Below are 21,206 nucleotides of genomic sequence, written 5' to 3' on the forward strand. Positions count from 1 at the left end.
CCGGACCCACCGAATCCGCGAGTCCGGCGGCAACATCGGCACATCCGATCGAATCCCCAGTCAGAGAGGCCATCCGATGACTGCAACTCCCACCCCCACCGCCGCTACCGAGGTCGATGCCGTCGTCGTCGGCGCGGGCTTCGCAGGCCTGTACCTGCTGTGGAAGCTGCGCCGCCACGGTTACACCGCCGTCGCCCTCGACAAGGGCAAGGAGGTCGGCGGCACCTGGCACTGGAACCGCTACCCCGGCGCCCGCTGCGACGTGGACAGCCACGACTACTCCTTCGGGTTCGACGAGGATCTCGAGCAGGAGTGGGAGTGGAGCGAGCGTTACCCGTCGCAGCCCGAACTGCAGGCGTACCTCTCGCACGTCGCCGACCGGTTCGACCTGCGCCGCGACATCCGGCTCGAAACCGCCGTCACCGAAGCCCGATTCGACGATGGCGAGCAGAAGTGGCACGTCCGCACCGACCGGGGCGACGAGTACGTCGCTCGGTTCTGTCTCATGGCCGTCGGCTGCCTGTCGGTACCGAAGGACGTCGACGTCCCCGGCCTCGACAAGTTCCAGGGACCGATCTACCGCACCAGCGCGTGGCCGGAGGAGGGGGTGGACTTCACCGGTCTGCGGGTCGCCGCGGTCGGTACGGGTTCCTCCGGGGTGCAGGCCATCCCGGAGATCGCCAAGCAGGCCGGCACGCTGACCGTCCTCCAGCGCACCGCCAACTTCGTCATTCCCGCCCGCAACCACAAGCTCGACCCGGAGTTCGTCGCGAACGTCAAGGCGAACTACCGCGCGCGGCGCCAGGCCTGCCGGACCGCCGCCGCCGGCTGCATCCGCGACGACAACCCGAAGGCCGCGTACGACGTCAGCGACGACGAGCGGTGGGCCGAGTACGAGAAGCGCTGGCAGGGCGGCGGCATCGCCTTCCTCGGCGCGTTCGCGGACCTGATGGTGGATCAGCGGGCCAACGACTCGGTGTGCGACTTCGTCCGGGCCAAGGTCGACGAGATCGTCGACGATCCGGACGTCGCGGACAGCCTCAAGCCGTTCGGCTACCCGATGGGCGCGAAGCGGCCCGTCATCGGCACGGACTGGTACGAGACGTTCAACCGCGACAACGTCGAACTGGTCGACCTGCGGAAGAAGCCCCTCGACAGCTTCACCGAGCACGGCATGCATCTCGCCGACGGCACCGAGTACGAGTTCGACGCCGTCGTGCTCGCCACCGGGTTCGACGCCTTCACCGGCGCGTTCACGCAGATCGACATCCGCGGCCGCGGCGGTCTGCCGTTGCGGGAGGCGTGGCAGGAGGGCCCGAAGACACACCTGGGCCTGGGCACCGCGGGCTTCCCCAACATGTTCATCATCGCCAACGTCGGCAGCCCGTCGGTGCTGTCGAACATGGTGACCGCCATCGAGCAGCACGTCGAGTGGACGGTCGAGACCATGGATCACATGCGCGAGCACGGACTGACCACGATCGAGGCCACCGAGGAGGCGCAGAACGCGTGGGTCGAGACCGTGGAGGAGATCGCGAACATGACCCTGTGGCCGCAGGGTGAGTCGGGATCCTGGTACCGCGGGCAGAACATCCCCGGCAAGCCGCAGATCTTCATGCCCTACGCCGGCGGCATCGTGCTCTACGAGCAGACGTGGAACGAGGTCCGCGACGCGGACTTCAAGGGATTCGTCCTGGCCTGATGTCGGGGCCTCGCGCCGGGCGATCGCAACCAGCGATCGCCCGGCGCCTTTCGCTGCGTCGCTCGTATCGCGCGGGTGGATCTCGCACCGAGCGGGAGGATCTCGCGCCGAAACGCGAGACGCGACGACGACAACCTCCCGCTCGACGCAGCAACATCCCGCTCATCGCCGACGGACACCGAAACGGGGGTGCAGGCCCGAAGCCCGCACCCCCGTCTCGGTGTCCGTCAGATCAGCTTCGCGAGCGCGTACGCCTGACGGGTGGCGAACACCAGCCGCCGCGGCGCGTAGGCGTCACCGAGAATGTGCACCTCCCGCTCGCCCTCGGCCGCCGGGCCGTCCTCGAGACTCTCGTACAAGTCGGCGTCCCCGATGCCACCGCAGGCGAGCACCACCGAGTCGAAGCCGTCCACCTGGTAGGTGCGCCCCGAATAGACGTTGCGGGTGACGACCCCGGTCGGGGTGATCTCGACGACGTCCTCCATGAACCGGTACTGCACGCCCTTCTCGTCGAGGCGCCCGAGGATCGCGCCCACGATGTAGCGGCCGAGCAGCTGCCCCGCGACCTGGGTCGCGTAGACGACGGTGACGTCGTGCCCGCGATCGGTGAGGAAGTCGGCGAGCGACAGCGGCGGCATGTGGTCGTCCTGCGCGACGATCAGGACCCGCTTGCCGACCGCGGCGTCGCCGTTGAGGACGTCGCGGATGTCGGCGACATTGTCGCCGTAGACACCCGGGATGTCCGGGATCCGGCGGGTGGAGCCGGTGGCGACCGCCACCACGTCGAATCCCGCGGACTCGATCTCCGCCTTCGTCGCCGCGTGCCGGTAGGCGACCTTCACGCCCGCCCGCTCGAGCCGGCGCTGCTGCCAGTCCAGGTACTTCTCGAACATGTCGTACGTGGGGGCGTTGATCGCGGTGCGCAGTTGGCCGCCGAGCACGTCGGACGCCTCCCACAGCTCCACGTCGTGGCCCTTCTCCCGGGCCAGGGCCGCGAACTCCATGCCGGCCGGACCACCGCCGACGACGAGCACGCGCCTGGGGTCGGTCACGGTGGGCCACGGCCCGTCGACCTCGTTGCTGGTGACGGGGTTGACCGCGCAGCCGAACGGCAGCCCCTCGACGTAGCGGCGGCTGATGCACTCGTTGCCGCCGACGCAGGGCCGGATCTCGTCGACGCGGCCGGTGCGGACCTTCTCGACGATCGACGGCTCGGCGATGTGCGCACGAGCCATGCCGACGACGTCGGCGTCGCCGGCCGCGAGGATCCGTTCGGCGACATCGGGGTGATTGATCCGGCCCGTGTGCACGACGGGCAGCGACACCGCCCGCTTGAGCTGCCCGGCGAGATCGCTCCACTGACCGGCCTCGTAGAAGTGCGGCTGGATGTAGGACGGGTTGCCCCACGGGCTGCCCACCACGCCGTGGAAGTAGTCGACGAGTCCGGTGCTCTCGAGGTACTGCGCGATCTCGACGGCGCCGTGGATGTCGTATCCGCCCGGCACCTCCTCACGCAGATTCAGGCGGATGCCGATGACCATGGACGATCCGATCACGTCACGGATGGCCCGCAGCACCTCGACCGGGAACCGGCAACGGTTCTCGATCGAGCCCCCGTACTCGTCGTCGCGCTTGTTGGTCAGCGGCGACAGGAAGTACTCCAGCAGATCGTCGTGGTTCATGTGGAGTTCGACGCCGTCGAGACGTGCCTTCTGGGCCTGCTCTGCACAGAACTTGTACTGACCGACGAAGTAGGCGATCTCGTCCCGGTTCAGCTTGTGCGGAACGTTGTTGATCACCGGGGCGCTCAGGACCGACGACGCGCCGTGCGGCATACCGCCCTGGTGCACCATCTGCCCCGTCGCCACCGCACCCTCGGCGTGCAGGGCATCGGAGTACGCCTGCACCCGTTCGACGAAGAATGGCAGGCTGTAGTGGCCTTCGACCGTGGCACCCACACCGGTGGGTTCGAACCCCGGGATCACCCCCGTGTTCGGCACCCACGCGCTGAGGCTGTCGAACCATGCGGCTCCGCCCCGGGCCCGGGACACGTAGTAGGCGAGGTTGCGTTCGGCGTCGGCCTCGGACCCGAAGATGTTGCCGATCGCCGACGCGTGCGGCGGCAGCACCACGCGGTTGCGCAGCTTCATCGGGCCGATCTGGAACGGCGAGAGCAGATGGGCGTAGGCGGAGTCCGGATCCGCGGTCATTTCGTTCACCCCTTGTTCGGTCGGGGCCCGAGCGAGCCGCCGCGTCCGTCGCCCGGCATCCTGGTCGAGTCGTGACTGACCGCGATTCGGACGGGACGGACTTCCAGGACGACTCGGTTCGGGCTGTCCAGCAGGCGCTGGAAGGCTTCGGGATCGTTCGGAGCATGGCGCGCCGCGAACGCCGGGTAGAACCAGCGTCTGGTCTCCGCGTCGGCGTGGACGGTGACACGGCCGCGGACGGCGAGCATCCTCCTGCCGGGCAGTCCGGTACCGGCATTTGAGATCACCAGCGTCACGCGGGGTTCGCGCGTCGCTGCCCGGACGTGGGCGCGGTCCTTCGCGGCGGTGAGCCAGAACCGGTCGCCGTGGTGCAGGTAGCTCATCACCACCCCGGCCGGCCACCCGGCCGCGGTGGTGAAGGCGAAGGTGCATTCGGTCTGCGCCGCTACGAGTTCGGCGATGCCGTCCTCGTCGACCCGTAGCGTGCGCAGGTCCTCGTTGTCGTCGATGCCGACGGCCATCTCACATCACTTCACGTATGCGCCGGCGTCGACCGGGAAGGTGACTCCGGTGACGTACCGCGCCTCGTCGCTGCCGAGGAACAGCACCGCGTTGCTGATGTCGATCGATTCGACCCACGGCACCGGCAGCGTGTTCAGCGACATGAACCCCGGCATCGCCTTCTCCTGCGACGGCTCCGGATCCCCGGGCGAGAACATCCCGTACGTCCCGGGGTTCTGGATCATGATGGTGTCGACGTTCGTCGGGTGGATGGTGTTGACCCGGATGCTGTAGGGGCCCAGTTCGTTCGCCATGGTGCGCATGAGTCCGACGATGCCGTGCTTGGCCGAGACGTAGTGGGCGACCTGCTGGATGCCCTTGAGTCCGCCGATCGAACTGGTGAACATGATCGAACCCCCGCGGCCCTGCTCGATCATCGTGGGGATCGCGACGACGGCGGTGTTGTAGACGCCGGTGAGGTTGACGTCGATCATGTCCCGCCACTGCTCGGCGGTGAGCTCCCACGAGCGGCCGTAGGTGGCGATGCCGGCGTTGGCGACCACGATGTCGACGCCGCCGAGGTGCGCCACCCCGTCGTCGAAGGCCCGCTGCAGCGCCGCGCGGTCCCGGACGTCGGCGCGGTGGGCCACGATCCGGCGGTCGAGGGCCTCGACGAGCCGGACGGTCTCCTTCAGCTCGTCCTCGGTAGCCAGCGGGTAGTACGGGGTCACCGTGTCGATGTTCTCGCAGATGTCGACCGCGATGATGTCGGCGCCCTCCTCGGCGAGCCGCAGCGCGTGGCTGCGGCCCTGGCCGCGGGCGGCCCCGGTGATGAACGCGACCTTGCCTTCTACTCGTCCTGCCATGGTTGACGCTCCTCTCGTGGAAAACGATGTCTAGTGATCGGCGGGGACCAGGACGGTCCCGGTGCCTTCGAGAACGCGCGCGCCGCCCAGGACGTCGAGCGTGAGATCGCAGCGCACCAGGAGGCCGTCGGCGGTGTCCTCGACGTCGGTCACCACCCCTGCGGCCCGCAGCCGGTCCCCCTCGAACACGTTGCCGAGGAATCGGAACCGGTATCCGGTGACCCGGTCCACGCCGCCGGCCCAGGACCCGAGCATGGACACGACGTAGGCGATGTTGCTCGGCCCCTGATTGACCGTGCGCTCCCCGAGGCCCAGCGCAGCCGCGGCGTTCCGATCGAAATGGATCGGGTTCGGGTCGCGCATGAGCGCCGAGAGGGTCTTCATCCGGGCCGGATCCACCGCATCGACGGTACGTTCGGGAATCTGCTGCCCGACAGCCGGTTTCATGAGATTTCTCCTCGGCGGGGGAACACGATCGAGTTGGTGGTGGAGGCGCACAGCGCCCCGTCCTCACCGTGCAGGTCGAGGCGGTAGCCGACGATGTCGAAGACGCCGGTGCGCCGGCCCACCTTGCGCGTCGCGGAGACGATCTCGCCCGAGACGCGGTAGGTGCCGCCGACGCGCAGCGGCCGGTGCACGACCGTCTCGGTCTCGCCGGCCATCGGTCCGTCGGCCTCGGTGGCCCCGAACACGGCGAACAACTCGTCCCAGCTCCAGCCCATCGCGCCGGTGGCGACGAGGAACACCAGCACCGGGTGCGCGCCGCCGTCGGCGGGGTCGGCGAGCATGCTGTCGAGGACGAGGTGCACCCACCACGGCTCGAGCGTGGCCTGCCCGCCCGGGAAGCGGGTGCCGACGAGGTCGGCGAGCTCGGCTTCGGTCGGCACCCGGCGTCCGGTGTCCACGGTCATCGGGCCGCCGTCGTCTCGAGGTACGGGGCCCGCAGGTCCCGCTTCATGATCTTTCCGGTCGGCGCCTTCGGCAGGGCGTCGACGAAGTCCACCGAACGGGGCTTCTGGTAGGAGGCCAGATTCCGCTTGGCGGTGTCGATGATCTCCTGTTCGGTGGCGGTCTGCCCGGGCTTGAGGACCACGACGGCCTTGACGACCTCGCCCCACTCGTCGTCGGGGATGCCGATGACGGCGCATTCGAGGACGGCGGGGTGGGCGCCGATGGCCTCCTCGACCTGGATGCTGTAGATGTTCTCGCCGCCGGAGATGATCATGTCCTTGGCCCGGTCGACGATGTAGACGTAGTGGTCTTCGTCCCAGACCGCGACGTCGCCGGTCCACATCCAGCCGTCCCGCAGGGTCTGTGCGGTCAGTTCCGGCTTGTTCCAGTAGCCGAGCATGTTGGCTTCGGAGCGGACCACGATCTCGCCGGGGGTCTTGCCGTCCTTGGGGACCTCGTTGCCGTCGAAGTCGACGACCCGGATGGTGGTGCCGAAGCCTTCCCGGCCACAGGACTTGAGCCGGTGCTCGTTGATGCCGTTGACCGCGTCGAGGTGGTCCTCCTGGGACAGGAACGACATGGTCGTGCCCTCGGTCTGGCCGTACCCCTGGATGAGGGTGCAGGGGAACGCCTCGAGCGCGCTGCGGACGATCGCGGACGGCATCGGGCCGCCGCCGTACTGGATGTTGCGCAGGCTCGACAGGTCGTAGGAGTCGAAGTTCTCCACGGCCATCATCCAGTTCAGCATCGTGGTGATGCCGAGGAACGCCGAGACCCGCTCCGACTCGATGATCTCGAGCGCCTGCTTGGCCTCGAAATTGACCAGCACGACCGGACATCCGTGCTTCATGTAGTTCATCGAGAGGACCACCGGGATGTGGTACATCTGGCCGGTGAGCATGTAGACGTCGGTCGGCACGACCCGCTCGGCGACGGTCTGGTTGAGCATGCCGGCGGCGGCGCTGGTGTGCGAGTGCAGCGCACCCTTGGATTCTCCCGTGGTGCCGCCGGTGTAGAGGATGAAGAACGGGTCGTCTCCCCCGACGCTCGGCGTCCAGATCGGTTCGGCCGGGCTGGAACTCGCGAGCAGCTCCTCGTACGTCCCGTTACCCCCCGGACCGAACTCGAGCCAGTGGCCGACCGAGGCGGATCGGCTCAGTTCCTCGCCCACGGGACGGAATTCGGACGCGGTGATGAGCACCTTCGGGGTGGCGTCGGCGACGAGCCCGAGCAGGGACGGGGTCGCGAGCCGCCAGTTCAGCGGCTGCAGGATCAGTCCCGCGCGACCGACGGCGAAGAACAGCTCCTGGAACTCGATGCTGTTCTTGGTCAGGACGGCGACCCGGTCGCCCTTCTCGAGGCCGAGACCGCGCAGTCCGTTCGCCAGGCGCCGGACGCGCTCGTCGAGGGCGGCGAAGGTGATGCGCCGGTCGTTGGGGACGTCGTACAACGCCATGCGGTTCGGGGTGAGGGCGGCCCACTTGGCGGGGATGAGGCCCTGGTTCATCGTCATGGTGGCTCCGGAGGCTCAGTACGGGAGGTCGAGGGCGATGTGCCGCTTGGTGAGCACCCAGTCGCCTCCGCTCCTGGTCCATTCGTCCTCGTACTTGCCGGTGGACAGGGCCCGGAGGGCACCGTTCTCCGCGGAGGTGATGAGCAGGTACGACACGGTGCGGACGTTCTTCTCGTCGATCTCGTCGATCAGCAGATTGGTGGTGATGTGACGCCGCTGGTCGGTCTGGGACTCGTGGGCTCCGCGGAACAGGCCCATGATCTCCTCGCGTCCGTTGAGCGGCCCGATGAGGTCGCCGTCGCCGATCTTCATGGTGAACACGGCGGTTTCACCGAAGACCCGCTCGACACCGTCCATGTCGCCGTCGTCGTAGGCGAGAGCGTAGCGGGCGAGGGCGTTTTCGATTTCGTTCCTGAGCGACATTACGACTACTCCTGCCGAAGGGAGGGGAGGGAGATGTGATGACAGTCACTTTATACTAATCATGCGCATTGTCTAGGGGTACGAAGACCCCGGTTTCCGCGCCGGGAGACGACGCTCAGCGTGATTCGGACACGGTCCAGGTGTCGTGCCCGGTCAGCAAGGACTGCAAGGAGTCTCGTCGACGGGACTCGCCGGTGCGGGCGCTCTCGTTCTGCTCGCGCACGAGGTCGTCGTAGGTCGGGCGGGCGACGCTGCGGAACACGCCGAACACCGTGTGGTCGAGGTTCTGATCGGACAGTCGCGACAACGCGAACGCGTACTCCGGGTCGTCGGCGTGCGCATCGTGCACGACGATCGATCCCGGATCGGCCGACGCCGTGTCCACCACACGCAGACCGAATCCGTCACGGACGACGCACTTCTGCCCCTCCGCACCGAAGACGATCGGCTCACCGTGGCGCAGCGGGATCACCCTCTGCTCCGCGTCCTCCTTGCGCAGCACGTCGAACGACCCGTCGTTGAAGATCGGGCAGTCCTGGTAGATCTCGACGAACGCGGTGCCCCGGTGCTCGGCCGCGCGGCGCAGCACGTCGGTGAGCCCCTTGCGGTCGGAGTCGAGCGCCCGGGCCGCGAAGGTGGCCTCGGCACCGAGTGCGAGGGAGAGCGTGTTGAAGGGGTGGTCCACCGAACCCATCGGGGTGGACTTGGTGACCTTCCCGACCTCGGACGTGGGCGAGTACTGCCCCTTCGTCAGCCCGTAGATCCGGTTGTTGAACAACAGGATCGTGAGGTTCACGTTGCGGCGCAGCGCGTGGATCAGATGGTTCCCCCCGATCGAGAGGGCATCGCCGTCACCGGTGACCACCCACACCGACAGGTCGGGCCGCGTGACGGCCAGGCCGGTCGCGATCGCCGGCGCGCGGCCGTGGATGGAGTGCAGCCCGTAGGTGTCGAGGTAGTACGGGAACCGGCTCGAGCAGCCGATGCCCGAGACGAACATCAAGTTCTCGCGGCGCAGCCCGAGTTCGGGCAGGAAGTTGCGGATCGCGGCCAGGATGACGTAGTCACCGCAACCCGGGCACCAGCGCACCTCCTGGTCGCTCGTGAAGTCCTTGGCCTTCTGCGGGGTGTCGGTCGTCGGGACGAGCGCGGTCGCGCTGAGTCCGAGATCGGTGCCCACCCGGCTGATCAACTCGGTCATGCCGATTCCTCCTCGCGGTCCGGCGCCGGCCGGTACTCGGCCGCAGCCAGCGCCGCGGTGGTCTTGGCGTCTTCGAACTCGCGTAGGGTGCCGGCGAGCGCGGCATCGATCGCGTCGACGATCTCGTCGGCGAGAAAGGCCAGACCCTCGACCTTCGTCACCGGCTGGACGTCGACCAGGTAGCGCGCCCGCAGCACACTCGTCAGCTGCCCCAGATTCATCTCCGGCGCGATGACCGTGCGATACCGGCCGAGCACCTCACCGAGGTTGCGGGGCAACGGGTTCAGGTGCCGCAGGTGCAGGTGGGCGACCGCGGTGCCGCGGCGCCGGGCGCGGCGGCACGCCTCGCCGATCGGGCCGTAGGAACTGCCCCAGCCCACGATCAGCAGTTCGGCCTGCCCCGACGGATCGTCGACCTCGGCGTCCGGGACGGAGATCCCGTCGATCTTCGCCTGCCGCAGGCGCACCATCAGATCGTGGTTGGCGGGATCGTAGGAGATGTTGCCGCTGCCGTTCGCCTTCTCGAGGCCACCGAGCCGGTGCTCGAGGCCGGGAGTCCCGGGTATCGCCACGGCACGGGCGAGGGTCTCGCGGTCCCGCGCGTAGGGACGCAGGGGTGTGCCGGCGGCGTCCGGGCCGGTCTCGTAGTTCGGATCGATCGGGGCGAGCTCGTCGACCTGCGGGATCTGCCAGGGCTCCGAGCCGTTGGCGATGGCGCCGTCGGACAGCAGCAGGACCGGCGTCCGGTACGTCAGGGCGATGTGGGCCGCCTCGACGGCCGTGGCGAAGCAGTCGGCCGGTGAGCGCGGCGCGAGCACGGCGACGGGCGACTCGCCGTTGCGTCCGTACAGTGCCTGCAGCAGATCGGACTGCTCGGTCTTGGTCGGCAGGCCCGTCGACGGTCCGCCGCGCTGCACGTCGATCACGACGAGCGGGAGTTCGGTCATGACGGCCAGGCCGATGGCCTCGCTCTTGAGGGCCAGACCCGGGCCGGAGGTGCTGGTGACACCGAGTGCGCCACCTAGAGAGGCGCCGACCGCGGCGCCGATCGCGGCGATCTCGTCCTCCGCCTGGAAGGTGGTCACGCCGAGACCGCGGTGCTTGGTCAGCTCGTGCAGGATGTCGGAGGCGGGGGTGATCGGGTACGTCCCGAGGAACACCTCGAGCCCGGACAGCTCACCGGCGGTCACCAGACCGTAGGCCAGTGCGGTGTTGCCGGTGATCTGCCGGTACGTGCCGGCCGGCAGGTCCGCCTTGGCCACCTCGAACGTCGTCGCGAACGTCTCGGTGGTCTCGCCGTAGTTCCACCCGGCCTGGAACGCGAGCAGGTTGCCCTGGGCGACCTGCGGTTTCTTGGCGAACTTGGTGCGCAGGAACTCCTCGATCCGCTCCACCGGCCGGTTGTACATCCACGACAGCAACCCGAGCGCGAACATGTTCTTCGCGCGCTCGCCGTCCTTGCGGCTCAGGCCGGCGGGTTCCACCGCCCCCACCGACAGGCTCGACATCGGAACCTGATGGATCACGAACTCGTCGAGACTGCCGTCGTCGAGCGGGTTGGCGGCGTAGCCGACCTTGGAAAGGTTGCGCTTGGTGAACTCGTCGGTGTTGACGATGACGGTGCCGCCGCGCGGCAGGTCGTCGATGTTCGCCTTCAGTGCCGCCGGGTTCATCGCGACGAGGACGTCCGGTCGATCACCCGCGGTGAGGATGTCGTGGTCCGCGATCTGGATCTGGAACGACGACACGCCCGGCAGGGTGCCCTGGGGCGCCCGGATCTCGGCGGGGAAGTTGGGCTGCGTCGCGAGGTCGTTGCCGAACGCGGCCGCCTCGGAGGTGAAGCGGTCACCGGTCAGCTGCATGCCGTCGCCCGAGTCGCCCGCAAAGCGGATGACGACTCGCTCCAGCTTGGTGGTGTTCGCGTCCGTTGTCATGGGTTCCTGCCTCTGGTCCGCATTCTGCCCCTACGGGGCTTCCTTCACGAGCTGCTTGGCCAGCGAATCGAAGATCACCTCGGTGGAGCCCTCGTAGATCCGCATGGGACGCGCCTCCCGGTAGAGACGTTCGAGCTTGCCGCCGCGTACGAGCCCGAAACGGCCCATGATCTGCACCGACCGGTCGACGACGCGGGCCGCCGCCTCGGTCGCTCCGACCTTCGCCATCGACGACAGGTGCAGGTTGGCGCGGGCATCGCGGGCCGAGGCGGCGGCCGCGCGGTAGGTCAGCGAGCGCGCCATCTCGATGTCGGTCCAGCAGGAGGCGAGGTGCTCGGGCACCGACCCCAGGCGCGCGAGGCTGACCCCGAAGCCCTCCCGGGACTTGGCATGGGCGACGGCCTCGTCCAGCGCGGCCTGGGCCACGCCGACCGCGGCGCCGGCCACGGACACGCGGAACGTCGCGAGGGTGGCGAGGACGAGCCCGAAGCCCTTGCCCGGCTCCCCGATGCGGTTGCCCACCGGAACCTCGACGTTCTCGAGGATGACGTCGCTGAGCACGTGCGGCGCGATGATCTGGTGCGGGTGCTCGATGCGCAGGCCCGGCGCGTCGGCCGGGACCAGTACGAGGGAGTATCCGTCGCCCTCGCGGGCGAGGATGCTGTAGAAGTCCGCGTCGCCGCCGTTGGTGATGAAGGACTTGTGGCCGTCGACGACGAGCTTGCCGTCGCGCTCGACGACCGTGGTGCTGAGGGCCTTGAGATCGGATCCGACGTGCGGCTCGGTCAGGCCGAGCGCGGCCACCGCCTCGAGCCGGGCCACCTTGGGCAGCCACTCCGCCTTGAGTTCCTCGGACCCGCCGACGCTGATGCAGTAGCTGCCGATGCCCTGCATACCGAACATGGAGTCGAGGTGAGCGGACTCGGCGGCGAGGGCCTCGCGCACAATGGTCACCGCGAGGGAGTCGACCTTCTCGAAGCGGCCACCGTAGGCGGCCGGCACGACGACCTCGGTGAGACGGGACGCGGTCAGCCGCTTGCGGACGTCCGGGTCGAAACTGTCCGCCTCGTCGGCACGCGCGGCGACGTCGGCACACTCGGCCGCGAGGTCGCGGCCTTCCCGCTGGAGGTCGAGGTATCGCTGCGGCAGGGCGAACAGGTCCTGCTGGTCGTCACTCACCTTGTACTCCGTTCTGGCGATGCGTCCGCTCACCGGGGGCGCCACGGTGCTGTGACTCGGTGCGGTCTCGGCCATTGTCGTGAACTGGATCACTATCCGCTAATCTATGATCACAATAGCAAGGAATTGGGTACCGTCAACCAGGACCAGCGGAGGAATTCGATGACCGATTCAACGACCGGCCGGACCCGCCCGGGATTCGACCCCACGCGCGCGTTCGATCTCACCGACCGCACCGCGATCGTCACCGGCGGCAGCCGGGGCCTCGGCCGCGCCATGGCGTTCGGGCTGGCCCGGGCCGGCTGCGACGTCGTCATCGCCAGCCGTGACCTGGCCTCGTGCCAGGCCACCGCCGACGAGATCACCGAGGAGACGGGCCGCAAGACCCTCGCGCACTCGTTCCACGTCGGCAGGTGGGAGTCGATCGAGGAACTCGTCGACGCGGCCTACGACCACTTCGGGAAGATCGACGTCCTGATCAACAATGCAGGTATGTCCCCGCTGTACGACAGCCTCGACACCGTCAGCGAAACACTGTTCGACAAGGTGGTCGGAGTGAATCTCAAGGGCCCGTTCCGGCTCGCCGCACTCGTGGGAACGCGCATGGCGCAGGGCGACGGCGGATCCATTATCAACATTTCCAGCGCCGGGTCCGTCCACCCGCGGCCCGACATCCTGCCCTACGCCGCCGCCAAGGCCGGACTCAACGCCGTTACCATCGGCATGGCGCACGCGTTCGGACCCACGGTGCGCAGCAACGCGATCATGGCCGGCACCTTCCTCACCGACGTGAGCAACTCCTGGGACATGGAGGCCTTCTCACGGCGGGCGCAGAGCTTCGCCGCCAAGCGCGGCGGACAGCCCGACGAGATCGTCGGCGCGGCGCTGTACCTCGCGAGCGATGCGTCGAGTTTCACCACCGGTTCCATCGTCACCGTCGACGGCGGCCACCCCTGATCCGCCCGGAAGGACAAGACATGACCACCGCCACCACCGCCGTCACCCAGCAGCGCTTCCAGCTCGCCTACGGCGACTGCGACGCCGTCGGCATCTCGTACTTCGCGATCAACTACCCGTGGATGGAACGGACCTACAGCGTCTGGCTGCACTCGTTCGGTCTCGACAGCCACACGATGCTCGACACCCTCGGCGTCTACACCGTGGGCCTGAAGTCCGAGTGCCAGTACCTCACCAGCTGCGAGGTGTTCGACGAACTGACCTGCACGGTGGTCCTCGACCACCTCGGCACCACGTCGTACGCGCTCGGATTCGACTTCGAGCGCGGCGACGAACTCGTCGCCCACGGCAAGATCACGTTCGCCGTGCGCGGTGCGGACGGGAAGAAGGCGCAGATTCCGGAGCGACTGCTCGCCGCCCTCCGCACGTTGGAGCCGCCGAAATCGGCTTGATCACCGTCGTTTCCGGAAACGGGCGTCCATCCTTCAGGGTGGACGCCCGTTCTCGTCGAGAACCCGTTTCACCGAAATCCATTGACATCATTCAAATCGTATTTATAGTTATCAGCACTTAGTGATCCGGATCACTTCCACCTCCGGCCCCAGACCCTCGGCGGAGCGGCACGACCCCGACCGGTGCCTGCCGGCACCGATCCTGCTCGACCCCTCGATTCGACGATCAGGAGATTCCAGAGTGACCGCAGTCGAACCCCGCCCCACCGCCCCCGACATCCTCTCCCCCGAGTTCCTCACCGATCCCTACCCGTTCCACCGCGTACTGCGCGACCACTACCCCGCCCTGCGCCACGAAGCCACGGAGAGCTACCTCATCAGCCGGTACGCCGACTGCGCCGAGGCCTTCCGCAGCCCGAAGTTCTCCAGCCGCAACTACGAATGGCAGCTCGAGCCCATCCACGGGCGCACCATTCTGCAGATGGAAGGTCGCGAGCACTCCACGCACCGCGCGCTGCTCAACCCGTTCTTCCGCGGCAACGGACTCGAGAAGTTCATGCCGGCCATCACGCACAACGCGGCCGACCTGATCGGCGGCATCGTCGCCCGCAACGCCGGCGAGCTGCTCGGCGAGGTGGCCGGACAGGGCGAGGCCGAACTCGTCTCCCAGTTCACCAGCCGGTTCCCCATCAACGTGATGGTCGACATGCTCGGCCTGCCCAAGAGCGATCACGAGCGGTTCCGCACCTGGTACTTCTCGATCATGGCCTACCTCAACAACCTGGCCGGAGACCCCGAGATCAACGCCGCCGCCGAACGCACCCACGTCGAGCTGCGCGAGTACATGCTGCCGATCATCCGCGAACGACGCTCCGGCGACGGCGACGACCTGCTCTCCCGCCTGTGCCGCGCGGAAGTCGACGGTGAGCAGATGTCCGACGAGGAGATCAAGGCCTTCGTCAGCCTGCTCCTCGTCGCCGGTGGTGAGACGACGGACAAGGCCATCGCCAGCATGATCCGCAATCTCATCGACCACCCCGACCAGATGCGGGCCGTCCGCGAGGACCGCAGTCTCGCCGACCGCGTCATCGCCGAGACACTGCGCTATTCCGGACCCGTCCACATGATCATGCGCCAGACCGAGGACGAGGTGCAGATCGAGGACTCGACCATTCCCGCGGGGGCGACGTGCATCATGATGCTCGCGGCCGCCAACCGCGACGAGCGCCACTTCTCGAATCCGGACGAGTTCGACATCTTCCGCACCGATCTCAACGTCGATCGGGCCTTCAGCGGCGCGGCCAACCACGTGCAGTTCATTCTCGGCCGGCACTTCTGCGTGGGTTCGATGCTCGCGAAGACGGAGATGACCATCGCGCTGAACCTCGTGCTCGACACGATGGACTCGATCGAGTACCAGGACGGCTTCGTCCCGCACGAGGAGGGCCTGTACACGCGCAGCATCCCGGAGCTCCGCGTGAAGTTCGAACCGACCGGGAAGCTCGGCTGACATCCCGCCGGATCGCCGGCCGTCCGCGTATGGGATCCGCATGCGCGGACGGCCGGCACTGCCGCGTCGGCAAAAGTCGGCACTGCCGCGTCGGCAAAAGTCGGCACTGCCGCGTCGGCAAAAGTCGGCACTGCCGCGTCGGCAAGAGTCGGCACTGCCGCGTCGGCAAGAGTCGGCACTGCCGCGTCGACGAAAGCCGTTACTGCAGCGTGTAGTCCGTCAGAACCCGTCGGCCCGGCGTGAAGGTGGCCGGGATGCGCTGGTAGCCGGTGTTCACGCCCTGCCGTGGGTAGGGCTGCAGCGCGTCGTAGTCGACCTCGTAGTCCGGCATCCGTTCGAGCACCTGGCTGATCAGCGCGTGCGACATGTACCGGCCGAGATGCGAACCGGCACAGCGGTGCACACCGATACCGAAGGCGGTGTGCCGGTTGGGCCAGCGCTCGATGTCGATCTCGTCGGGCTTGTCGAACAGCTCCGTGTCCCGATTGGCGGAAGCCCAGGACAGCAGCACCCGGTCGCCCTTGCGCATGGGGCAGCCGTGGAACTCGACGTCGTGTGTCACGGTGCGGGCAAGGGCCTGAGTCGGCGAGAAGTACCGCAGGAACTCCTCGATGGCATGATCGAGGAGATCGGGATGGTCGGCCAGGCGCTGCCGCACGTCCTTGTGGCGGCTGAGCCAGACCAGCGAGTTGCTCACCAGGGAGGCCGTGGTGCCGACGCCACCGGAGATGAGCAGGTCGACGATCGCGAACACGTCGTGATCGTTCATCGGGCTGCCGTCGACCTCCTGCTGGACGAGGTAGCTGATGATGTCGTCCTTCGGGGCCGCGCGCCGTTCGGCGATGGTCTGCTCGATGCGGCCGGCGAGGTACGGGAAGTCGACCTCGACCGCGCGGGTGTGCTCGGGGGTACCGGGGATCCCGGCGAGCACCTGGAAGTGGGCGTTGGAATAGCGGCGCCACTCCGAGACGTCGAGGCCGAGCCACTCGACCGTGACGATGGAGGGCACCCCGATGACCGACGTCAGGTCGCACTCGCCGCTCTCGATCACGCTGTCGATGAAGCCCGCGACGTGCCGGTCGATCGTGGGCTTCATCTTCTCGACGGCGGCCGGCGCGCTGACCGGGTTGACGATCCTGCGGTACTTGCGGAACTCCGGCGGATCGAGCTCGATCGGAATGTGATCGTGGTGCGGGGTTTTCGGGATCACCACGGACAGTCCCTCGCCGCCGTACTCGCTGCGCGCCGAGGAGAACGTCTCGTCGTCGCGTGCGGCGTCGAAGACCGAGCTGTAGTCGGAGAGCACCCAGTAGCCGCCGTGGGCGGGAGTCCAGCCGATCTTGACGGTTTCCCGGATCTTCCGGTACGACTCGGCCGGGTCGGCCGAGTGTTCGGGCGAGTTGTGGTCGAAGTGGACGACCGGGCAGCGGGCGGGGCTTTCCATCGTGCGTTCCTTCCGAGTCGGGATTCGGCGGCGAGCCGGGGTTCTAGGTCTTGGCGAGCAGTCCGGCGTCGATGGGCAGCACCACACCGGTCACGTAGCGGGCCTCGTCCGAGGCCAGCCAGACCAGCGCGTTGCTGATGTCGACGGGCTCGACCCAGGGGACGTCGAGCTCGTTGCGCCGACGGCAGTGGTCGACGATGTCCGCCTGCGTGGGCGATTCGAGGTCGGGACGGTAGATCCGGTACATGGCGTCGTTCTCGATCATCTCCGTGCGGACGGTGCCCGGATTGAGGGTGTTGACCCGGATACCGTGTTCGCCCAGTTCGTTGGAGAGGGTGCGCATGAGGCTGACCACCCCGCCCTTGCTGGCGGCGTAGTGCCCCAGATTGCGGCTCGCCCGGATCGCCGCGACGGAGCTGGTGAGCACGATCGCGCCGCCGGTGCCCTGTTCGATCATGCGGGGGACGACGGCCCGCACGGTGCGGAAGACCCCGGTGAGGTTGACGTCGATGACGTTCTGCCACTCCTCGTCACTGAGGTGCCAGGTGGGGGTGAAGCTCACGATGCCGGCGTTGGCGCTGACGATGTCGATGTGCCCGAACTCGTCGACGGCGTCGGAGACGAGCAGGTCGAGGGCCGCCTGGTCGCGCACGTCGACGACCCGGGACAGGCAGCGACGGCCCGCAGCCTCGACGAGCCGGTGGGTCTCGGCGAGGTCGTCGGTGGTGGCAAGCGGATACGCGACCGTGTCGATGTCCTTGCAGGAGTCGAGGATCACGACGTCGGCGCCCTCCTCCGCGAGGCGGACGGCATTCGAACGTCCCTGTCCCCGTGCGGCGCCCGTGACCAGCGCGACCTTCCCGGTTACTCGACCCATTTCCGATCTCCTCTTCTGCTCGAACTGTGACGAAGAGCACCTTAATGCTTATCATCATTATTAGCTAGCGCGCCCACAAGGTCCGAAGATCCCCGGTGGTCGGACACCTACGTCCCGCGCCGGAACACGTTCCGGACCCGCGCGCACAACAGTCAGACGCAACAGCAATTGCTGTCGCGTCTGACCGGGAACTGCGCGGGTGTTCGGCGGGGTCCGCCCGCCGAATGTCACACCGTCGTCGGCTCCCTCAGGACACCGTCGGGTTCGGACGGGGATCCGACCACCCGCGCCGCGGCCCGGCCCGCCCGGTAGCCGAACACCAGTGCCGGACCGAGCGTTCCGCCGGCTCCGCCGTAGACCATCCCGGTGGGGGCCGCCATGACGTTGCCCGCGGCGAACAGCCCGGGGATGACGCGATCGTCGACGTCGAGGACCGCGCCGTCGGCGTCGGTGCGCGGGCCGCCCTTCGTGCCGAGCGTGCTGCTGTGGATCTGCACCGCGTGGAAGGGCGCCCGCGCGACAGGCCCCAGGGTGGATTCCACGCCCGGGTACTTGTTCTTGTCACCGACGAAGCCGTCGTACACGCTCTCGCCGCGGTGGTATTCGCTGTCGTGACCCCGTCGCACGTCCTCGTTCCAGTGGGTCACCGTCGACTCGAGCGCGGCCGCGGGGACCTCGATCTGCCGCGCGAGATCGGCGAGGGTGTCCGCACGCACCACCCACTCCGGTGCTTCCGTACCCGGCGCAGCCCCGAACGCTCCGTACTTCTCGACATGGTCGGCGTCGAAGATCAGCCAGCAGGGCTGGTTCGGGTAGTCGAAGTCGTGTGCGTCGAGATGATGGAACGCACCGCCGAGGGCGTTGTAATTGGTTGCCTCGTTGGTGAACCGGCGTCCGTGCCGGTTCACCATGATCGAATGCGGCGCAGTCCGTTCCCGGTGTACGAGCTGGACCGCCTGTGCGCCGTTCGCCCGCTGCCCGGGCAGCACCGCGACCGGCGCCCACCATGCCTCGCGCATGTTGCCGAGCTGCGCGCCGACACGCATCGCCATGCGCAGACCGTCCCCCGTGCTCGTGGGGACCGTGGCCGGGTGCGCCAGCGGCCCCCGCAGGAAGTCGCGCCGCAAGCGCTCGTCCCATTCGAAGCCGCCGGTGGCAAGGACGACGCCGTGCTCGGCGCGCACGTCGTGCGGGCCGCCCCGCCCCTCGAACCGAACACCCGTGACGCGGCCGGACTCGTCCTGGATCAGCCGCACGCCGCGCTCGCCGGTGTGCACCGCCACGCCCTCGTCGAGACAACCCTGGAGCAGTGCCGCGACCATGCCACGGCCGAGGCCCTCCACGTGATCGCGCTCGCGCTGCTCCTGCACGTCGGACGGAAGGTGGCCGGTGCCACCGCCGATGGGGGTCTCCGTGACCGTCATACGCCGCGGGACCCCGACGAGCTTGTCCTCCCACCGCCCGAGGTCGATGAAGCTGAACAACTCCGGTTCGAGCGAGCGTCCGCCGTGCGGCATGCCACCCGGCCGCTCGGGGTGGTAGTCGGGGTACCCGGCGACGAGGCGCATCTTCAGCGGGGTGGTGTCGAGCCACTCCAGTAGTTCGGGAACCGTGTCGACGAACGCCTCGGCGAGTTCGGGCAGGATCATCCCGTGCGACAACGACTCGAGGTAGGCGAGGGCCCCCTCACGCGAGTCGGCGATTCCCGCCTCCCGCGCGTACCGGTTGTTCGGCAGCCACGCCACGGCGCTCGACAAGCACGTGGTGCCGCCGAGCAGTTCGCCCTTCTCGAACACGCCCACCCGGGCGCCGCTCCGGGCAGCCGACAGCGCGGCGCACAGTCCGGCGGCGCCGCTGCCGAGCACGACGACGTCGTACTCGGCCGTTTCTTCGTTGTGTTGCATCGCAATCCCTCTCTCGGGTGGTTCAGTCGACGACGACGGCGGACGGACTCGGTCGACGCCGTCCGTCCTGCGTGGTGGGACGCGAGGGCTCGGGTGCTGTCGCAGCGGTGAGAACCGTCCCGTAGTCGGTGGTCGGTGTCGCGTACCGGACCTCGAGCCGGCGTTCACCGAAGTACCAGCGGCCGTCCTGCCGGACGTAGCGGTCGTGGTACCGGAGGGCGAGGATGCTCTGCACGCCCGCCCGGGCGAACTCGACGTGGCAGGGCACGATGCCGCGTGCCGTGTCCTCGCCGGTGAAATCCACCGTGCCGGGGTGCGGGGTGTGCACGCTGACGCCGTCGTAGCCGTCGAGCGCGGTCCGCACGTAGGCGACGATCGCGTCCCGTCCGCGCAGCGTCTCGGTCAGACCGCAGAATGCTGCCTCGGGCGTGTACAGGGCGGCCAGCGTCGCCATGTCGTGGTCGTCGACGGCCAGGGCGTACCGTGTGGCCAGTTCGCGGATCTCGAGGACGTCCGCAGTCCGTCGCGGGTGACGGTCCCGGGTGTCGCGCATGTCGGATCCTCCTGTTGCTGAGGGCATGTCGGGGCCCGGCACTACTTCACCAATGCGCCGGCGTCGATCGGCATCGTGATGCCGGTGACGTAGCGGGACTGGGATCCGGCGAGGAACAGGACGGCGTTGCTGACGTCGTCGGGCTGCACGAACGGGACGTCGAGGGCGTGCATGCCGTGCAGCAGGGGTTCGACCTGCTCGCGGGTGGGCTGCACCTCGTCCGGCAGGAACAGCTTGTAGATCGCGTCGTTGAGCAGCATCCGGGTCTCGACGTTGGTCGGCAGGACCGCGTTGATCCGAATGCCCTCGGGTCCGAGTTCGTTGGCGAGGCTGCGCATCACGCCCAGCACACCGTGCTTGGCAGCGGCATAGTGGGCGTTGTTCGGCAGCCCCTTCAGTCCCGCGATGGAACTGATCAGCACGATGCTGCCGCCGCGGCCGCCCGCCCGCAGGTGCGGGACGGAGGCCTTCACCGTGTTCCACACGCCGGTGAGGTTGATGTCGATCATGTCGCGCCAGATGTCGTCGGTGAGATCCTCGACCGGATAGCTGCCGGCGATCCCCGCGTTGGCGACGACGACGTCGAGGCGGCCGAACCGTTCGACGCCCGCCGCCACGGCCTTTGCGACCGCTGCCGAATCCCGCACGTCCGCTTCGGCGGCGACGATCTGCCTCCCCTCGGCCTGCACCAGCCGGACCGTCTCGTCGAGGTCCGCCCGGGTGGCCATGTCGTACGGGGCACCCTGCACCGGCGCGCACAGGTCGAGTGCGATGATGTCGGCGCCCTCCCGGGCGAGGCGCACCGCGTGGTTGCGTCCCTGCCCTCTCGCCGCACCGGTGACGAATGCAACCATGCCGTCGAATCCCACGGTGTAAGCCTTTCGGTGTTCGGTTCGCGTCCCGGACGGGGTGGTCGTGACGTACCGGCGTCGATCGCCGGTGGCGCACCGCGCCGGGAACTGCGCGAAGACAACAGCGGAAGAAATCTGTGCATATGATTATGCTCACATCACACCCCGGTGAGTCAAC

General features: G+C 68.2%; 19 protein-coding genes. 4 read left to right on the forward strand and 15 right to left on the reverse strand.

The features are described from left to right. Positions 1–76 precede the first annotated feature (76 nt). Positions 77–1,702, forward strand: coding sequence for a flavin-containing monooxygenase (locus RR3_RS03845; protein WP_017679793.1), 1,626 nt, complete (start codon positions 77–79; stop codon positions 1,700–1,702). A 227-nt stretch (positions 1,703–1,929) separates the two neighbouring features. On the opposite strand, the gene RR3_RS03850 is transcribed toward RR3_RS03845, so the two are convergent. From RR3_RS03850 to RR3_RS03895, 10 genes are all read right to left on the reverse strand, one after another. After that, positions 1,930–3,912, reverse strand: coding sequence for an oxidoreductase (locus tag RR3_RS03850; RefSeq protein WP_026137552.1), 1,983 nt, complete (start codon positions 3,910–3,912; stop codon positions 1,930–1,932). Positions 3,913–3,917: 5 nt separating this feature from the next. Further along, complete coding sequence (locus RR3_RS03855) at positions 3,918–4,433, reverse strand: pyridoxamine 5'-phosphate oxidase family protein (RefSeq protein WP_017679795.1); 516 nt, start codon at positions 4,431–4,433, stop codon at positions 3,918–3,920. Between the two features lie 6 nt (positions 4,434–4,439). After that, positions 4,440–5,279: a mycofactocin-coupled SDR family oxidoreductase gene (locus RR3_RS03860; protein WP_017679796.1), complete on the reverse strand. Its 840-nt coding sequence runs from the start codon at positions 5,277–5,279 to the stop codon at positions 4,440–4,442. Between the two features lie 30 nt (positions 5,280–5,309). Next, positions 5,310–5,726 carry a MaoC family dehydratase gene (locus RR3_RS03865; protein ID WP_010594009.1) on the reverse strand — a complete coding sequence of 139 codons (417 nt, stop codon included), beginning with the start codon at positions 5,724–5,726 and terminating at the stop codon, positions 5,310–5,312. Then, positions 5,723–6,190, reverse strand: a complete 468-nt coding sequence (locus tag RR3_RS03870; protein ID WP_010594010.1) for a hypothetical protein — start codon at positions 6,188–6,190, stop codon at positions 5,723–5,725. The genes RR3_RS03865 and RR3_RS03870 overlap by 4 nt, the downstream gene beginning before the upstream one ends. After that, positions 6,187–7,743 (reverse strand): AMP-binding protein, encoded by a 1,557-nt coding sequence (locus tag RR3_RS03875; protein ID WP_010594011.1) that lies wholly within the window; start codon positions 7,741–7,743, stop codon positions 6,187–6,189. The genes RR3_RS03870 and RR3_RS03875 overlap by 4 nt, the downstream gene beginning before the upstream one ends. Before the next feature lie 15 nt (positions 7,744–7,758). Then, positions 7,759–8,166 carry a nuclear transport factor 2 family protein gene (locus tag RR3_RS03880; RefSeq protein WP_003938439.1) on the reverse strand — a complete coding sequence of 136 codons (408 nt, stop codon included), beginning with the start codon at positions 8,164–8,166 and terminating at the stop codon, positions 7,759–7,761. 115 nt (positions 8,167–8,281) lie between these two features. Continuing rightward, positions 8,282–9,367, reverse strand: coding sequence for a 2-oxoacid:ferredoxin oxidoreductase subunit beta (locus RR3_RS03885; protein WP_010594013.1), 1,086 nt, complete (start codon positions 9,365–9,367; stop codon positions 8,282–8,284). After that, positions 9,364–11,301 (reverse strand): 2-oxoacid:acceptor oxidoreductase subunit alpha, encoded by a 1,938-nt coding sequence (locus RR3_RS03890; protein WP_017679797.1) that lies wholly within the window; start codon positions 11,299–11,301, stop codon positions 9,364–9,366. Before RR3_RS03890 ends, RR3_RS03885 begins: the two co-directional genes overlap by 4 nt. A 30-nt stretch (positions 11,302–11,331) precedes the next feature. After that, a complete protein-coding gene (locus RR3_RS03895; RefSeq protein WP_026137553.1) occupies positions 11,332–12,480 on the reverse strand; it encodes an acyl-CoA dehydrogenase family protein in 1,149 nt (382 codons plus the stop codon). Between the two features lie 162 nt (positions 12,481–12,642). Between RR3_RS03895 and RR3_RS03900 the strand changes: the two genes are divergently transcribed. The 3 genes from RR3_RS03900 to RR3_RS03910 all read left to right on the forward strand — a co-directional run bounded on the left by RR3_RS03900 (position 12,643) and on the right by RR3_RS03910 (position 15,399). Continuing rightward, positions 12,643–13,437: an SDR family NAD(P)-dependent oxidoreductase gene (locus RR3_RS03900; protein WP_003938443.1), complete on the forward strand. Its 795-nt coding sequence runs from the start codon at positions 12,643–12,645 to the stop codon at positions 13,435–13,437. 20 nt (positions 13,438–13,457) lie between these two features. Further along, positions 13,458–13,889: an acyl-CoA thioesterase gene (locus RR3_RS03905; RefSeq protein ID WP_017679799.1), complete on the forward strand. Its 432-nt coding sequence runs from the start codon at positions 13,458–13,460 to the stop codon at positions 13,887–13,889. A gap of 241 nt (positions 13,890–14,130) precedes the next feature. Further along, a complete protein-coding gene (locus RR3_RS03910) occupies positions 14,131–15,399 on the forward strand; it encodes a cytochrome P450 (RefSeq protein WP_010594018.1) in 1,269 nt (422 codons plus the stop codon). A 199-nt stretch (positions 15,400–15,598) separates the two neighbouring features. Here the strand turns inward: RR3_RS03910 and RR3_RS03915 are convergent, their stop codons facing one another. The 5 genes from RR3_RS03915 to RR3_RS03935 form a co-directional block, all read right to left on the reverse strand. Then, complete coding sequence (locus RR3_RS03915) at positions 15,599–16,843, reverse strand: cytochrome P450 (protein WP_010594019.1); 1,245 nt, start codon at positions 16,841–16,843, stop codon at positions 15,599–15,601. 43 nt (positions 16,844–16,886) lie between these two features. Beyond that, positions 16,887–17,720, reverse strand: a complete 834-nt coding sequence (locus tag RR3_RS03920) for a mycofactocin-coupled SDR family oxidoreductase (RefSeq protein WP_010594020.1) — start codon at positions 17,718–17,720, stop codon at positions 16,887–16,889. Positions 17,721–17,947: 227 nt separating this feature from the next. Beyond that, the gene (locus tag RR3_RS03925; protein ID WP_064066552.1) at positions 17,948–19,624 is read right to left on the reverse strand and encodes an FAD-dependent oxidoreductase; all 1,677 of its coding nucleotides are present in this window, start codon (positions 19,622–19,624) and stop codon (positions 17,948–17,950) included. Between the two features lie 22 nt (positions 19,625–19,646). Beyond that, positions 19,647–20,177, reverse strand: a complete 531-nt coding sequence (locus RR3_RS03930; RefSeq protein ID WP_064066551.1) for a nuclear transport factor 2 family protein — start codon at positions 20,175–20,177, stop codon at positions 19,647–19,649. Positions 20,178–20,218: 41 nt separating this feature from the next. Next, positions 20,219–21,046 carry a mycofactocin-coupled SDR family oxidoreductase gene (locus RR3_RS03935; protein ID WP_017679801.1) on the reverse strand — a complete coding sequence of 276 codons (828 nt, stop codon included), beginning with the start codon at positions 21,044–21,046 and terminating at the stop codon, positions 20,219–20,221. Between the last annotated feature and the right edge of the window lie 160 nt (positions 21,047–21,206).

This window comes from Rhodococcus ruber NBRC 15591 (assembly GCF_001894945.1).
In the GTDB taxonomy this organism is placed as follows: domain Bacteria; phylum Actinomycetota; class Actinomycetes; order Mycobacteriales; family Mycobacteriaceae; genus Rhodococcus; species Rhodococcus ruber.

Coding starts and splice junctions, on each gene's coding strand:
- RR3_RS03915 (WP_010594019.1), bottom strand. CDS start 16,843: ATGGAAAGCCCCGCCCGCTGCCCGGTCGTCCACTTCGACCACAACTCG.
- RR3_RS03870 (WP_010594010.1), bottom strand. CDS start 6,190: ATGACCGTGGACACCGGACGCCGGGTGCCGACCGAAGCCGAGCTCGCC.
- RR3_RS03900 (WP_003938443.1), top strand. CDS start 12,643: ATGACCGATTCAACGACCGGCCGGACCCGCCCGGGATTCGACCCCACG.
- RR3_RS03930 (WP_064066551.1), bottom strand. CDS start 20,177: ATGCGCGACACCCGGGACCGTCACCCGCGACGGACTGCGGACGTCCTC.
- RR3_RS03925 (WP_064066552.1), bottom strand. CDS start 19,624: ATGCAACACAACGAAGAAACGGCCGAGTACGACGTCGTCGTGCTCGGC.
- RR3_RS03845 (WP_017679793.1), top strand. CDS start 77: ATGACTGCAACTCCCACCCCCACCGCCGCTACCGAGGTCGATGCCGTC.
- RR3_RS03905 (WP_017679799.1), top strand. CDS start 13,458: ATGACCACCGCCACCACCGCCGTCACCCAGCAGCGCTTCCAGCTCGCC.
- RR3_RS03885 (WP_010594013.1), bottom strand. CDS start 9,367: ATGACCGAGTTGATCAGCCGGGTGGGCACCGATCTCGGACTCAGCGCG.
- RR3_RS03875 (WP_010594011.1), bottom strand. CDS start 7,743: ATGACGATGAACCAGGGCCTCATCCCCGCCAAGTGGGCCGCCCTCACC.
- RR3_RS03880 (WP_003938439.1), bottom strand. CDS start 8,166: ATGTCGCTCAGGAACGAAATCGAAAACGCCCTCGCCCGCTACGCTCTC.
- RR3_RS03865 (WP_010594009.1), bottom strand. CDS start 5,726: ATGAAACCGGCTGTCGGGCAGCAGATTCCCGAACGTACCGTCGATGCG.
- RR3_RS03860 (WP_017679796.1), bottom strand. CDS start 5,279: ATGGCAGGACGAGTAGAAGGCAAGGTCGCGTTCATCACCGGGGCCGCC.
- RR3_RS03890 (WP_017679797.1), bottom strand. CDS start 11,301: ATGACAACGGACGCGAACACCACCAAGCTGGAGCGAGTCGTCATCCGC.
- RR3_RS03855 (WP_017679795.1), bottom strand. CDS start 4,433: ATGGCCGTCGGCATCGACGACAACGAGGACCTGCGCACGCTACGGGTC.
- RR3_RS03850 (WP_026137552.1), bottom strand. CDS start 3,912: ATGACCGCGGATCCGGACTCCGCCTACGCCCATCTGCTCTCGCCGTTC.
- RR3_RS03920 (WP_010594020.1), bottom strand. CDS start 17,720: ATGGGTCGAGTAACCGGGAAGGTCGCGCTGGTCACGGGCGCCGCACGG.